The 14,828-nt window shown below is 74.3% G+C and carries 11 protein-coding genes; 4 read left to right on the plus strand and 7 right to left on the minus strand.

Annotated elements, in window-relative coordinates:
- Positions 1-79: 79 nt before the first annotated feature.
- Positions 80-1,711, minus strand: a complete 1,632-nt coding sequence (locus QSK20_RS03515; RefSeq protein ID WP_285787203.1) for a BCCT family transporter — start codon at positions 1,709-1,711, stop codon at positions 80-82.
- A gap of 127 nt (positions 1,712-1,838) precedes the next feature.
- Here QSK20_RS03515 and QSK20_RS03520 point away from each other — a divergent pair, with 127 nt between their 5' ends.
- Both QSK20_RS03520 and QSK20_RS03525 read left to right on the plus strand, forming a co-directional pair.
- Entirely contained in the window at positions 1,839-2,519 is a 681-nt protein-coding gene (locus QSK20_RS03520) for a hypothetical protein (RefSeq protein ID WP_285787069.1), read from the plus strand.
- 47 nt (positions 2,520-2,566) lie between these two features.
- The gene (locus tag QSK20_RS03525) at positions 2,567-4,444 is read left to right on the plus strand and encodes a glycerophosphodiester phosphodiesterase (protein ID WP_285787070.1); all 1,878 of its coding nucleotides are present in this window, start codon (positions 2,567-2,569) and stop codon (positions 4,442-4,444) included.
- Between the two features lie 67 nt (positions 4,445-4,511).
- Here the strand turns inward: QSK20_RS03525 and QSK20_RS03530 are convergent, their stop codons facing one another.
- From QSK20_RS03530 to QSK20_RS03545, 4 genes are all read right to left on the minus strand, one after another.
- A complete protein-coding gene (locus QSK20_RS03530) occupies positions 4,512-5,375 on the minus strand; it encodes a peptidoglycan DD-metalloendopeptidase family protein (RefSeq protein WP_285787071.1) in 864 nt (287 codons plus the stop codon).
- Between the two features lie 111 nt (positions 5,376-5,486).
- Positions 5,487-6,323, minus strand: coding sequence for a siderophore-interacting protein (locus QSK20_RS03535; protein ID WP_285787072.1), 837 nt, complete (start codon positions 6,321-6,323; stop codon positions 5,487-5,489).
- Positions 6,324-6,512: 189 nt separating this feature from the next.
- Positions 6,513-7,763 (minus strand): deoxyguanosinetriphosphate triphosphohydrolase, encoded by a 1,251-nt coding sequence (locus tag QSK20_RS03540; protein ID WP_285787073.1) that lies wholly within the window; start codon positions 7,761-7,763, stop codon positions 6,513-6,515.
- A 5-nt stretch (positions 7,764-7,768) separates the two neighbouring features.
- The gene (locus QSK20_RS03545; protein ID WP_285787074.1) at positions 7,769-8,128 is read right to left on the minus strand and encodes a VOC family protein; all 360 of its coding nucleotides are present in this window, start codon (positions 8,126-8,128) and stop codon (positions 7,769-7,771) included.
- 291 nt (positions 8,129-8,419) lie between these two features.
- Here QSK20_RS03545 and QSK20_RS03550 point away from each other — a divergent pair, with 291 nt between their 5' ends.
- Positions 8,420-8,920 carry a roadblock/LC7 domain-containing protein gene (locus QSK20_RS03550; protein ID WP_285787075.1) on the plus strand — a complete coding sequence of 167 codons (501 nt, stop codon included), beginning with the start codon at positions 8,420-8,422 and terminating at the stop codon, positions 8,918-8,920.
- A 214-nt stretch (positions 8,921-9,134) separates the two neighbouring features.
- Here QSK20_RS03550 and ppdK read toward each other — a convergent pair whose 3' ends face one another.
- The gene (ppdK, locus tag QSK20_RS03555) at positions 9,135-11,870 is read right to left on the minus strand and encodes a pyruvate, phosphate dikinase (RefSeq protein ID WP_285787076.1); all 2,736 of its coding nucleotides are present in this window, start codon (positions 11,868-11,870) and stop codon (positions 9,135-9,137) included.
- Between the two features lie 314 nt (positions 11,871-12,184).
- Here ppdK and QSK20_RS03560 point away from each other — a divergent pair, with 314 nt between their 5' ends.
- Positions 12,185-13,921, plus strand: coding sequence for a beta-N-acetylhexosaminidase (locus QSK20_RS03560; RefSeq protein ID WP_502888830.1), 1,737 nt, complete (start codon positions 12,185-12,187; stop codon positions 13,919-13,921).
- Here QSK20_RS03560 and QSK20_RS03565 read toward each other — a convergent pair.
- Positions 13,852-14,796 carry a LuxR C-terminal-related transcriptional regulator gene (locus QSK20_RS03565; RefSeq protein WP_285787077.1) on the minus strand — a complete coding sequence of 315 codons (945 nt, stop codon included), beginning with the start codon at positions 14,794-14,796 and terminating at the stop codon, positions 13,852-13,854. The genes QSK20_RS03560 and QSK20_RS03565 overlap by 70 nt on opposite strands.
- Between the last annotated feature and the right edge of the window lie 32 nt (positions 14,797-14,828).

The raw sequence follows: 14,828 nt of genomic DNA on the forward strand, positions 1-14,828 counted from the left end.
CTGCCGCACCGGGAATCGGCCCGGCGGGGGCGCGGCGTGTGACGGGACCGGCCGGTCGGGGGCGGGTCGGCGGCTTCGGTCAGGAGCGACGCCGCCAGAGGTGCCGGGTGACCGGCGGCGGGTCCTCCTCGTCGTACGACCGGGCCGCCCGCACCGCCGCGGCCAGGCCGGACGGACGGCGGGTGCGGGTGGGTTGGACCAGTGGGTCCCGGGCGAGGTCCCGCAGCAGCGCCACGGCGAGGCCGAGCATCACCAGCACAAACGGCAGCGCCACCATGATCGTCGCCTGTTGCAGCGCGTCGAGCCCGCCGGCGAGCAGCAGCGCCGCCGCGACCGCGCCGATCAGCGCACCCCAGAGCACCACCAGCGGCCGGTGCGGACGCAGCGACCCCCGGGTGCTGAGCGAACCGAGCACCAGCGCGGCGGAGTCCGCGCCGGTGACGAAGTAGATCGCGATCAGCACCACCGCCAGGACGCTGCTGAGGGTGGCCAGCGGCAGCCCGGCGAGCAGGCCGAACAGCGCCTCCTCGCTACCGGCCGCCACGTCGGCGACCAGGTCCCGGGACCCGGTGGCCTGGGCGCGCAGCGCGCTGCCGCCGAGTACCGCGAACCAGACCGCGCTGGCCCCGCTCGGCACGAGCAGCACCCCGACGACGAACTGCCGGACCGTCCGGCCCCGGGAGATGCGGGCGATGAAGATGCCGACGAACGGCGCCCAGGAGATCCACCACGCCCAGTAGAAGACCGTCCAGTCGCCGAGCCAGGACGGGTCGGAGAAGGCTCCGGTCCGGGTGGACATGGTGAGCAGGTTGGCCAGGTAGTCGCCAACGGCGGCGGGCAGCACCTCCAGGGTGTAGACGGTCGGGCCGAGCACGAAGACGAAGGCCAGCAGCGCCACCGCGAGCACCACGTTGGTGGTGGAGAGCCACTTGATGCCCCGGTGCAGCCCGGAGAAGGCCGACACGACGAAGGCCAGGGTGAGGGCGCCGATCACCACCAGTTCCACGGCGGTGCTGTCCGGGACCCCGGTGACGATGTCCAGCCCGGCGGCGACCTGGAGCGCGCCGAGGCCGAGGCTGGTCGCCGAGCCGAAGACGGTGGCGAAGACGGCCAGCAGGTCGATCGTCCGCCCCACCGGGCCGTCGACGTGCCGGCCGAGCAGCGGGGTGAAGGCCGCCGAGATCCGGTTGCTCCGCCCCCGGCGGAAGGTGGAGTAGGCCAGGGCCAGCGCCACCACCGCGTAGATCGCCCAGGGGTGCAGCGTCCAGTGGAAGAGGGTGTACTGCATGGCCGCGGCGGCGGCCGGGCCGGTCTCCGGAGCGACGCCGCTGGCCGGGGGCGGAACGGCGTAGTGCTGGATCGGTTCGGCCACGGCGAAGAAGACCAGGCCGATACCCATGCCGGCGCTGAACATCATGGCGGTCCACGCCAGCGTGCTGAACTCGGGCTCGTCGTCGTCCGCGCCGAGCCGGATCCGACCGAACCGGGAGGCGGCGAGCACCACGGCGAGGACCAGGAAGGCGTCGGCGGCGACCACGAAGAACCAGCCGAACGTGCCGATCACCCAGGACAGGCCGGAGGTGCCGAAGGAGGCCAGCGAGGCCCGGCCGAACACCCCCCAGGCCACCACGGCGAGCACTCCGCCGACGCCCAGGACCAGCACCAGCGGGTCGACCGGCGCGCCCGCGGGCGGTGTTCTCTCCTCGGCCATGGTCACCCTGCCCATCCTGTCGGAACCGCCGGTTATGCACCCATACATAACATCTGCAGCATCCCAGACGGCTTGGTCCCGGTTGTGGATCATGACTACTCTCGTGGCCGGAAACGGACGGAGGACCATGGCCGAGGAACCGGACACCCCGCTGACCATCGCGCTGGCCGAGTACGAACACCTGCGGGAGGCCAGTCGCGCCATCGACGACCAGACGACGGCCCGGTTCACCTTCTTCCTGACCGTGGCGACCGCCGCCACCGCCGTCTCCGCCGGCATGGTCACCACCGGCACGCCGGCCGGCGCGGTCCGGCCGACCCTGCTGGCCGGGCTGGGCGCGCTGGTGCTGATGCTCGGCAGCGCGGTCTTCGCCCGGCAGGTCGAACTGAACGCCCGGGGCCGCCGGTACGCGGTCGCCGCGACGGTGCTGCGCACGTACCTGGCCCGGCGCGCGCCGGACCTGGCGCCGTACCTGATGATGCCGACGCTGGACGACCCGGGACCGTTCGCGCCGGAGCCGTTCCGCCGGCACTGGGCGCGTGACCTGGTCGGACAGGCCGGCACCATCGGGCTGATCAACAGCGTGGTGGTGGCGGTGGCGGCCGGGGCCGGCCTGGCGGCGGTCGCGCCGGGCTGGCTCGCGGCGGCCGGCGCGGTCGCGGCCCTCGCCGGCGCCGTCGCGACGCACCTGCTCGTGGTCCGCCGCCGGGTGGCCCAGTCCGCCCGGCTGGTCGGCGAGGTGCTGGCGCGGCGCACCACCCTGCGCCCGGCGGACGATGCGGTACACGAGCCGTTCGTGCGGGAGTAACCGCAGGTCACGGTCGTGTTAGCGGGCCTCTCCTAGGGTCTGCCGTCATGATCATTACTAGTACCGGGCCGTCGGCCCGGCGGCGCGCGGTCGCCGGACTGGCCACGCTGGTGGTCGCCGGCGGCCTGCTGACCACGCTGGGCGGTGCCACGCCCGCCGGCGCCGAGCCGGGTGACGTCGTGGTCGCCGAGAACTTCGACAGCGGTACGCTCCCCGCCGGCTGGCGGGCGATCGACGGGGACTGGAAGGTGGTGGACGGCCGGCTGGTCGGCACCGCCACCAGCGGCACCCGGAAGATCACTTTCGGCCGGCACCTCGAACACTTCCGGTTCTCCGCCACCGTCCGCTTCGAGAAGGTCAACGAGGCGACCCGGTGGACCGCCCTCGGCCTGGACGTGCCGGCGAGCGGGGCCAACCCGTGGTGGATCGCCACCATGCGCAGCGGCAGCACGGCCGCGAACGGGCTGGAGTTCGCGCAGCTCACCCCGGCCGGAAGCTGGAACGTCACGAACACCACCGCCGCGCCGTACGCGGCCGGGACGGGACGGGACGTCAAGGTCGCCATCGAGGTGCACGGCAACCAGGCCCGCTGGTTCCTCGACGGGCGTCAGCTCATGCGCACCAGCAGCCTCCAGCGCTCCACCGACGGTGGGCAGGCCCTGGTGGTCAACGGCGCGACCGTCTCGTTCGACGACGTCACGGTCACCGAACTGGCCCCGAACGGGCTGCTCCGCCCCGAGGGCGCCCCGCTGACCGTGATCGCCCACCGGGGCGCCTCGGCGGCGGCCCCGGAGAACACCCTGGCCGCTCAGGAGGTGGCCCGCCGGGCCGGGTCGGACTGGGTGGAGAACGACGTCCAGCCCAGTCGGGACGGCGTGCCGTTCGTGCTGCACGACGGCACCGTCGACCGCACCACCGACGGCGTCGGGGCGATCCGCAACCTCACCTCGGCGCAGCTCAAGGCGCTCGACGCCGGGTCCTGGTTCGCCCCGCACTTCACCGGCGCGCGGCTGCCCACCCTCGCCGAGCAGCTCGCCGACCTGCGGAACCGGGGCGGCAACCTGCTGTTGGAGATCAAGGGCGCGCACACCCGCGACGAGGTGGCCCGGATCGTCGAGGTGGTCCGCGCCGAGCGGATGACCACCCGGGTCTTCGTGCAGAGCTTCGACGCGGCGCACCTGCGGTACGTCCGGGAACTGGCCCCCGAGCTGCCGCTGGGGCTGCTCCGGAGCACCCTCGACGCCGACCCGGTGGCGCTGGCGAAGGAGCTGGGGCTGGCCGCGTACAACCCGAGCGACGCCGCGCTGACCGCGCGCCCGTCGGTGGTCGCGGACCTGCACGCCGCCGGGGTGGCGGTGATGGTCTGGACGGTCGACTCGGCCACCGCCTGGCAGCGCCTGGAGGGGTACGGCGTGGACGGCATCATCACCAACCGTCCCGCCGAGCTGGCCGGCTGGAACGCCGCGCAGCTCCAGGGCGGGGTGGGACGGCCGACGGTCACCGTCTCCTCGCCGGCCGACGGGGCCCGGCTGGACCGCGCCCAGCGCCCGGTGCTCGGCGTGGTCACCGGCAACGCGGACGCCGTCACGGTGACCCTGGACGGCGAGCCGGCCACCCCGGGTCAGGTGCTCGACGCCTCCCGGCTCACCGCCGGCACGCACACGGTCCGGGTCGAGGCCACCGGTCCGGGCGGCCGGACCACGGTGACCACCACCTTCACCGTGGTCGCCGACCCGACCGGCCTGGCGCACCTGGTGCTCTCCCCGGAGGTCGCGCCCGGGGCCCGGAACGCGATGCTCACCTTCCTCGGCGGCGGCCGGTACGCCCAGCTCGCCCGGTACGCCGAGCAGCACGCCGGCAAGCAGGTCCCGAAGGACGTGGCGACCCTGATCGCGGCGGACGCCCGCGCCCTCGCGGCCGGCTGACCCGCGTCGGTGACCGGGCCGGCCCGTCCGGCCCGGTCACCGGGTCGCCGCCCGGCACCGGTCGCGGTCAGGAGGTCCGGTCGTAACGGTCCTGGTTGAGGAAGCGGGCGAAGCCGCGCCACGAGTTGGGACCCATCACGCCGTCGATCGGCCCGGTGTAACCCCAGCGGGCGGCCAGCCGCTGGACCGCTGCCCAGGTGTTGACGCCGGGCACGCCGTCGATCGGGCCGGTGTAGCCGTACCCGCGCATCGCCCGCTGGAGGGCGGCGTAGGTGTTCGGCCCGGGCGCCCCGTCGATCGGGCCGGTGTAGCCGTGCTCCATCCGCAGCCAGTTCTGCGCCCGCTGCCACATGATCGGGCCGGGGATCCCGTCGGACTCGGTGGACGTCTTGGGCAGCGTGCCGCCGATCCCGGCGAGGTAGGTCAGCGGGTTGATCCGCACCCCGGACGGATTGATCATGTGCCAGTGCACGTGCGGTCCGGTCGAGGAGCCGGAGCCGGGCGCGCCCGCCGCGCCGCCGGAGAGCCCCACCGTCGCCCCGGCGCCGACCACCGCGCCGTTGCCGAGGCTGAACGCGGAGAGGTGCATGTACTGGGTGCGGTAGCCGTTGGGGTGGTGGATCGTGACGGTGTGCCCGCCGGTGCCGTTGTACGGGATGTTCTGGATCGTGCCGCCGCCACAGGCCGGCAGGCGGGTGCCCACGGACATGACGTAGTCGATGCCGCCGAGCGAACCCCGGTCGAGGTGCGCCTGCCAGCCGTCGGAGATCGGGTAGCCGGTGAACGGGTTGTAGAAGCCGGAGGCGTACGCCGGGGCCCCCACCGCGAGCGCGCCACCGAGACCCACCGCCGCCCCGCCGAGCACCACCGCACCGGCCGCGACCCCCCGCAGCAGTGTCCGCCGGTCGATCCCGCCGTCCGTCTCGCACATGGCGCCCTCCTCCGGTCCCGGCCACGGTGACCGTCACGTACCGCCCGGGTGCCGGACGGAGGGGCCAATATATCGACGCTCGTTAACGTCGATCAAGGGCGCGGACGGCGCTCACCCGATCGCTGCGGTCTCCTCCACCTCGACCTGACGGTTCCAGTCCGGCTTGCTGGCCCGCCAGCCCTCGTCGGTGAAGCCGCGCCGCCAGTAGCCGGAGATGGAGAGCATCTCCCGGGGCACGCCCCGCTCGACGCGCAGCAGCCGGCGCAACTCCTTGACGAAGGTCGCCTCGCCGTGCACGAAGGCGTGCACCGCGCCGGGCGGGAACTCCAACGCCCGCACCGCCGCGACCAGCGCCTCTCCGACCGGACGGTCGCCACGGTGCAGCCAGACCAACTCGACCGCGCCGGGGCTGGGCAGCGGCTGCTCCTCCGCCGGACCGTCGATCTCCACGAACACCCGGGCCGGCGCGTCGAGCGGCAGACGCTCCAGCGACGCCGCGATGGCCGGCAGGGCGCTCTCGTCGCCGACCAGCAGGTGCCAGTCCGCCTCCGGGCTCGGCGCGTACGCCCCGCCGGGACCGAGGAAGTGGACCGGGTCACCGGGACGCAGCGCGGCGGCCCACGGCCCGGCCACCCCCTCGTCGCCGTGGTGCACGATGTCGATCGTCAGCTCGGTTACCACCGGATCCCAGGCGCGCACGGTGTAGGCCCGCAGCCGGGGCCACTGCTCGCGGGGCAGGTCCCGGCGGATCGTGTCCAGGTCGAACGGCGTCGGATACACCACGCCCGGCTGGGGGAAGAGCAGCTTGACGTAATGGTCGGTGTGCTCGCCCACCGGCAGCCCGACCAGCCCGTCCCCGCCCAGCACCAGGCGGATGACGTGCGGGGTGGGACGCGCGGTGCGCACGACGTGCGCGGTGGTGGTGACCTTCTTCGGGCGATCCGTCATGCTGGTTAGGCTAACCTAAGTCAGCGGCCGGACCCAGTCGGCTTTGGTGGTAGCAGGGGACCCCTGTTACCGCTTTTTGCGTAGCAAGGGTCCCCTGCAACCACCCAAGCCGGCAACCTCCCGAGCCGGCAACCCTCCGAGCCGGCAACCACCCCACCCCGGCAACCGCCCGAGCGGGTCGCTGCCGGCTCAGGCGACCAGGCGGGCGTGCCAGGCGACCGCGGCCGGGTCGGTGAGCGAGGCGACCTGGTCCACCACCACCCGCAGCCGGGCGGGATCGTCCGGAGCCGCCCGCCAGAGCGGGGCGAAGACCGGGTCCAGGGCGTCCGCGCCCCGGTCGGCGAGCACCCGGACCAGGTCGGCCAGCACCTCCCGCTGCCGGGCGTAGCGGGCCTCGGCACCCGGGCGGCGCATCACGTACCGCAGGGCGATGCCCTTGAGCAGCGCGCACTGGGCGCGGATCCGCCGGGGCACGACCAGGTCGGCGGCGTAGCGGCGGTGCGGACCGGGGCCGTGCCGGTCCCGGGTGGCGCGGACCGCCTCCGCCACGAACCGTCCGGTGAGCGCGCTGGTCGTCGCCTTCAGCGCGACCTGGGCCGGGTGGCTGCCGTCGTGGTCGACGACCGGACCGAGCACCGGGTCGGCGAGCAGGTCGACCAGGACCGCGCCGAGGTCGGCGGCGTTCTCGGTGGAGTAGACGGCGGCGACGTCGGCGCAGAGCGCGAGCCGCTCGTCGGCGTCCCGCACCAGCGGCCGGAGCGTCAGGTAGCCGCCGTGGATGCCGTCCTCCACGTCGTGCACCGAGTACGCCACGTCGTCGGCCCAGTCCATCACCTGCGCCTCCAGGCAGCGCCGCCGGTCGGCGGGCGCGCCTGCGCGCAGCCAGTCGAAGACCGCCCGGTCGTCCGGGTACACCCCGAACTTGCGTTCCCCGGCGCGACGCGGCCACGGGTACTTGGCGACCGCGTCGAGCGAGGCGCGGGTCAGGTTGAGCCCGGCCGAACGACCGTCCGGGGCGAGCACCTTGGCCTCCAGCCGGGTGAGCACCCGCAGGGTCTGCGCGTTCCCCTCGAAGCCACCGCAACCGGCGGCCAGGTCGTCGAGCGCCCCCTCGCCGTTGTGCCCGAACGGAGGGTGCCCGAGGTCGTGGGCGAGCCCCGCGGTGTCCACCACGTCCGGGTCGCAGCCGAGCCGCGCGCCCATCTCGCGGGCGATCTGGGCCACCTCGAGCGAGTGCGTGAGCCGGGTCCGCAGGAAGTCGTCGGTGCCGGCGGTGTGCACCTGGGTCTTGGCGGCGAGCCGCCGGAACGCCGCGGAGTGCAGCACCCGCGCCCGGTCCCGTTCGTACGGTCCGCGCCCGTAGGCGGTGTCCTTGGGCGGTTCGGGCACCCACCGCCGGCTGTCCGCCGGGTCCGGTGCCCCGCCGACGTCGACGCCCAAGCCGCTCAGCCGGCCCGCTCGCGCTGCCGTAGGACGCGGAACTCGTTCCCCTCGGGGTCGGCGAGCATCGTCCACCCGGGGCAGTCCCGTCCGGCGTCGACGTGGCGCGCGCCCATGTCGACCAACCGTTCCACCTCGGCCTCCTGGTCCTCGGGACGCAGGTCGAGGTGGAGCCGGTTTCTCGTGGTCTTGCCGTCGGCGACCGGGACGAACACGATCGCGGGCGTCCGGGGCGCCGCCGCGCGGATCTCCACCGCGTCGGGCCGCTCGTGGACGACCTGGTAACCGAGTGCCTCGGCCCACCAACGGGCCAGCCGGGCCGGGTCCTCGGCGTCGATCGTCAGGCTCTCCCAGAGGCTGGTCATGCGGCCCTCCTTCGCTGCCGGACAGCGGTGTCACCGGCCAGCCCAGGTTACGCCCGCCGCGTCGTCGGGGCTCGGCGACGAGACCCGCCCCGGTCCCGCCGGCGGCTCGACGGGCTCACGGGTGGAAGCTACCGTTCGGCGGACCGCGCATCGGCCGATCGGACCTCGGTTGCGGACCGATCGCGGCCCGTTATGGGATCGCAGCTTTCCGTGGCCGGCGGTAGCTTTCCAGGAGCGGAACGTCACCGGCGTCACCCCCGCCGGTGCGGAGCGACCCTGGGGAGGGCGATCGTGAACGCTGGCACCCTGATGGACGCGGAGCTGCGCCGGTTGCGGTCGAACCGGCCCGAGGTCTGCGGCGCGGTCCTGGCCGGCACGGACGGCCTGCTGATCGCGAGCGACCTGCCGCCGACCGAGGCGGCCCACCTCGCCGCGCTCGCCGCCGCCAGTTTCGGTCTCGGTCAGCGGGTCGCCCAGGCGGCGACCCGGGGCGAGTTCCGTGAGCACGTGGTCCACACGACGGACGGCAAGGTGGTCATCTACCCGGCCGGGCGGCACGCGCTGCTCACCCTGGTCGCGGGCCCGGACGCCGACCCGGAGGCGCTGCACGAGGCGGCGCGCGCGGTGGCCCGGCGCACCGGCGGGTTCTTCGACGCCCACCGCCGGGGATACGACGAGCCCCAGCCGCCGATCACGCCCGGCCCGCTGGCCGTCCGCACCCCGCTGGCGACGATTCCGACCCACCTGCGTCGCTCCGCCGCCCCCGGTGGCTGGCAGCGGCCACTGATCTGACCGTCCGGGGGCCGGTGGGGGAAGGACGAGCCCGCACCGGCAGCCCCGGCACCTCGCTGCCCGCACGCCGGCGCCGACGGGCGGGCAGCCGACACGCCGGCACGGAAGCGACGGGGCCGCCGGCGCTGCGCGGGCCCGCGCCCCGCCCGCCGGCGATGCCGGCCGCGCCCCACCCGCCGCAAGGGACAGCGACGGGTGGGGCGCGGGCGGCAGGTCAGCGGCTGTCCGAGCCGGTGGTCTCCACGGCGGCGCGGCCGGCCTCCAGTCGGGCGACCGGCACCCGGAACGGCGAGCACGAGACGTAGTCCAGCCCGACCTCGTGGAAGAAGTGCACCGAGTCGGGGTCACCGCCGTGCTCGCCGCAGACGCCGAGCTTCAGGTCCGGCCGGGCGGCCCGTCCCTCCTCGGCGGCGATCCGCACCAGGCGGCCGACCCCGTCCCGGTCGAGCGACTCGAACGGGGAGATGCCGAAGATGCCCAGCTCCAGGTAGCGCCAGAAGAACGCGCCCTCGACGTCGTCCCGGGAGAAACCCCAGCCCATCTGGGTGAGGTCGTTGGTGCCGAAGGAGAAGAACTGGGCGGCCTCGGCGATCTGGCCGGCGGTCAGCGCCGCCCGGGGCACCTCGATCATGGTGCCGATCAGCACCTCGACGCCACTGCCCCCGACCACCTCGGCGATGATCCGCTCCGCCTCGGCGCGTACCGTCTCCAACTCCTGCACCGCGCCGACCAGCGGCACCATGATCTCCGGCCGGGCGGTGACGCCGTCCCGGGCGCACTGCACGGCGGCCTCGGTGATGGCCCGGACCTGCATCGCGAACAGGCCGGGGATGACCAGGCCGAGGCGGACGCCCCGGAGGCCGAGCATCGGGTTCTCCTCGTGCATCCGCCGGACGGCGGCCAGCAGCGCCTCCTCCTGCGCCACGTCCTCGCCGCGTTCCTGGGCGACCGCGACGTTCACCGCGAGCTGCTCCAGCGGCGGCAGGAACTCGTGCAGCGGCGGGTCGATCAGCCGCACGGTGACCGGCAGCCCGTCCATCTCGCGGAAGATCTCCACGAAGTCGGCCCGCTGCAACGGCAGCAGCGCGGCGAGCGCCTTCTCCCGTTCGTCGTCGGTGCGGGCCAGGATCAGCCGCTCGACCAGCTCCCGCCGGTCGCCGAGGAACATGTGCTCGGTGCGGCACAGGCCGATGCCCTGCGCGCCGAAGCGCCGCGCCCGGGCGGCGTCCGCGCCGGTGTCGGCGTTCGCCCGGACGGCCAGCCGCCGCCGCTGGTCGGCGTGGGTCATGATCCGGTGTACGGCGCGGACCAGCGCGTCGTCGGTGCGCTCCGGGTCGAGGTTCCCCTCGAAGTACTGCACCACCTCCGACGGCATCACCGGCACCTCGCCCAGGTAGATGTTGCCGGTGGTGCCGTCGATCGACACGACGTCACCCTCGGCGACGGTCTGCCCGGCGACGGTGAACCGCCGCGCCGGGACGTCGACCTCCAGCGCGTCCGCGCCGGAGACGCAGGTCTTGCCCATGCCCCGGGCGACCACCGCCGCGTGGCTGGTCTTGCCGCCCCGGGAGGTGAGGATGCCCTGAGCGGCGATCATGCCCTGGAGGTCGTCCGGGTTGGTCTCCCGGCGGACCAGGATCACCCGCTTCCCCTCGGCGGCCAGCTCGACGGCCCGGGCCGAGGTGAAGACGACCTGCCCGACGGCCGCGCCCGGCGACGCCCCGATGCCCCGGGCCACCGCCTGGAACTCGTGGTCGAGCTGGAACCGGGGGAACATGAGCTGGGCGAGCTGGGCCCCGTTGACCCGGTGCACCGCCTCGTCCAGGTCGATGAGCCCCTCGTCGACGAGTTGGCCGGCGATGACGAAGGCCGCCGCCGCGGTGCGCTTGCCGACCCGGGTCTGGAGCATCCAGAGCTTGCCGCGCTCGATGGTGAACTCGATGTCGCACAGGTCCCGGTAGTGCCGTTCCAGCCGGGCCATGATGTCCAGCAGCTCGTCGTAGGAGCGCTTGTCGAGCCGCTCCAGCTCCTGCAACGGGATCGTGTTGCGGATGCCGGCGACCACGTCCTCGCCCTGGGCGTTGGCCAGGTAGTCGCCGTAGATGCCCTGCGCGCCGCTGGCCGGGTCCCGGGTGAAGGCGACCCCGGTGCCGGAGTCCGGGCCGAGGTTGCCGAAGACCATGGCGACCACGTTGACGGCCGTGCCGAGGCTGGCGGGGATGCGTTCCTGCCGCCGGTAGAGCACCGCCCGCTCGGCGTTCCACGAGTCGAAGACCGCGCGGACCGCCAGGTCGAGCTGCTCGCGCGGCTCCTGCGGGAAGTCCCGGCCGGTGTGCTTCCGGAAGATCTTCTTGTACGCGTCGACCAGCCCGCGCAGGTCGTCGGCGTCCAGTTCGACGTCGTCGCGGATGCCCCGGGCCCGCTTGACGTCGTCGAGGGCGTGCTCGAACTCCTCCCCCGGCACCTCGCAGACGGTCTTGCCGAACATCTGGATCAACCGGCGGTACGAGTCCCAGGCGAACCGCTCCGCGCCGGCGGAGTCCGCCTGCCCGCCGGAGCCGGCGGCCTGCCGGGCGAGCCCCACCACGCTGCGGTCGTTGAGGCCGACGTTGAGGACGGTCTCCATCATGCCGGGCATGGAGAACTTCGCCCCGGAGCGGACCGACACCAGCAGCGGGTCGTCCGGGTCACCGAGGCACCGGCCCATCGTCTGTTCCAGGGCCGCCAGGTGGGCGGCGACCTGGTCGGCCAGGCCGTCCGGTTCCCGTCCGGTGGCGAGGTACTCCTGGCACGCCTCGGTGGTGATGGTGAAGCCCGGCGGGACGGGCAGACCGAGGTTGGTCATCTCCGCCAGGTTCGCGCCCTTGCCGCCGAGCAGGTCCTTGAGGTCCTTGTTCCCCTCGGCGAAGTCGTAGACGTACTTGCGTTCCACGGTTTCCTGCACTGCCACCAGACCCTCCACGCGCACGCCGTCGGACACTTAACGAAGGTTCAGTCGCCCATGTACCCCGAGGTCACCGGCCGGTAATCCGGGTTGGACGGGCGCCGGTGGGCGAAGGTTAAGCGACCGGGCGGGCGAGCGGGACCACTCGGTGACAATCGGCACAGCCGTCACGACTGTCCGCGTTCGTACGGGTTGGTGGGAACGGTTCCACGCGCACGTTCACGCAGTTCAGCCAACCGCTCGTAGGCTTGGCGAGCCATCTCGACCGATGTACCTTTTGCCAGAAGTGCCGTAGTTACACCCCTGGCTCTGGAGGTTTCGTGTCCACCGCCCCCTCCCCCGCTCCCTCCGCCGACCCCACCGGCCCGGTCCCGCTCGACGGAACCCGGGAGCCGACCGCCGCCGACCTGGCCGGAAGCGCCGCCGCACTCGCCGCCGGCCAACTCCCCGCCGCCGACGGCACGGCCGTCCCCGGTCCGGAGCGGACGGCAGCCGTCCCCGGTCCGGAGCGGGCCGTGGTCACCGCCGCCCCCGGCCGGAGGGCCACCGTCGCCCTCGGCGACGTGCTGCCCGTGCCGGCCAGCGTCCGACCGGAGCCCGGGGCGGACTTCCCGCTGACCGTCGACACGGTGATCCACGCCGAGCCGGCGGCCCGCGCGGAGGCCGACCGGCTCGCCGCGCTGCTCCGGCCCGCCACCGGCCTCCCGCTGCCGGTCGCCGTCGACCCGGCCGCCCCGGCGGCCGGCGCGATCACCCTCGCCCTGGTCGACCCCGGGTTCGGCCCCGAGGGCTACCGGCTCGACGTCACAGCCACCGGGGTACGGCTCACCGCCGCCACCCCGGCCGGACTCGGCCACGGGGTGCAGACGCTGCGCCAACTCCTCCCCGCCGGTGTGGAGAGCCCGATCCCGGTGGACGGCCCCTGGGTGCTGCCCGGCGGCACGATCGCCGACCACCCCCGGTTCGGCTACCGGGGCGCGATGCTCGACGTGGCCCGGCACTTCTTCGGCGTGGACGAGGTGCTGCGGGTCGTCGACCACCTGGCCCGGTACAAGCTCAACCACCTGCACCTGCACCTCACCGACGACCAGGGCTGGCGGATCGCGGTCGAGTCCTGGCCCCGGCTCACCGAGATCGGCGGAGCCACCCAGGTCGGCGGCGGCCCCGGCGGCTGGTACACCCGGGACGACTACCGGCGGATCGTCCGGTACGCCGCCGAGCGGCACGTCACCGTGGTACCGGAGATCGACTTGCCCGGGCACACCAACGCGGCGCTGACCGCGTACGGGCGGCTCGCGCCGGACGGGGTCACGCCGTCGCCGTACACCGGCACCGAGGTCGGCTTCAGCTACCTCGACCCGGACCGCGAGCTGACCTACTCCTTCGTCGCCGACGTGCTCGGCGAGGTCGCCGCGCTCACCCCCGGGCCGTACCTGCACATCGGCGGGGACGAGGCGTTCAAGGTGCCGGCCGACGCGTACGCCCGGTTCGTCGACCGGGTGCAGCCGATCGTCGCCGGCACCGGCAAGACCGTGCTGGGCTGGCACCAGATCGCCCCGGCCGCGCACTCGCCCGGCCGGGTCCTCCAGTACTGGGGGACCACCGCCACCGACCCGGTGGTGGCCGACGCGGTCCGGCGCGGCGCGCGGGTGCTGATGTCCCCCGCCGACCGGACCTACCTCGACATGCGGTACACCCCGGAGAGCCGGATCGGACACGACTGGGCCGGCGCGATCGACGTACGCCGGGCGTACGACTGGGATCCGGCCGGCTACCTGGACGACGTGCCGGCCGAGGCGGTGCTCGGCCTCGCCGCGCCGCTGTGGACGGAGTACGTCGCCTCCCACGCGGAGATCGAGTACATGCTCCTGCCCCGGCTGCCCGCCCTCGCCGAACTGGGCTGGTCACCACGCGACACCCACGACTGGGCCGCGTTCCGTCGCCGGCTGGCCGCCCAGGGGCCCCGCTGGGAGACCGCCGGCACCGGTTACCACCGCAGTCCGGAGGTGCCCTGGCCGGTGGCCGCCGTGCCCGCGCCCCGCGCGCCGGAGAGCTGACCGAGCCCGGCCTGCCGGGCCCGCCGGACGGCCTCGCCGCGGTCGGTGACCTGGAGCTTGTGCAACACGGTGGAGAGGTGGTTGCGGACGGTCTTCGGGCTCAGGCCCAGCCGTCGGGCGACCGGGATGTTGGTCAGCCCCTGGGCGACCAGGTCCAGCACCTCCCGCTCGCGGTCGGTCAGCTCGGGCAGGGGCGGCGAGCCGGACGTGCGTACGCCGGTGAGCCGTCCCACCGCCCGACCGGCGACCCCGGGGCCGAGCAGCACCTCGCCGTTGGCCACCGCCCGGACCGCCCGCTCCAGCTCGGCCGGGGCGGCACGCTTGAGCAGGTAACCCCGGGCCCCGGCCCGGAGCAGGGCGACCACCGACTCGTCGTCGTCGAGCATGGTCACCACCAGCACGCCGGTGCCCGGGTGCCGGGACGCGACGTCCCGGACGGCCGCCACACCGGCGCCACCGTCGGCGTGCGGGTCGATGACGACCACGTCCGGCCGGTGCCGGTCGACCAGGACGGGCAGGTCGGCGACGTCGCCGGTGACGCCGACCACCCCCAGGCCGGACAGGGAGTCGAGCAGGGCCGCCAGTCCGAGCCGGAACACCGGATGACCGTCGACCACCACCACCCGGATCGTCTCGTCACCCGCGTCACCGACCCCCTCCGGGCCGCCGGTCGACTCGACCCGGCCGGTCCCGCAACCGACCACCGTCGTCCCGCACGGCACCACGGCCAGGTGTCGGGACACCGACCCGACGCGCCGGGCGCGACGACGCACCGGTGGCCGCGTCCGTCCCGGGTCCACCGGTTCCTCCGGCACCGGGTTCCGCGCGGGCGATGCCTGCGCCTCCGCGCTCACCTGCGACACCACTGCGGCCATGTCTCCACCTCGTGCTCCCGATCGGCGGTACG

Source organism: Micromonospora sp. NBRC 101691 (genome assembly GCF_030269285.1).
Lineage (GTDB): Bacteria > Actinomycetota > Actinomycetes > Mycobacteriales > Micromonosporaceae > Micromonospora > Micromonospora echinospora.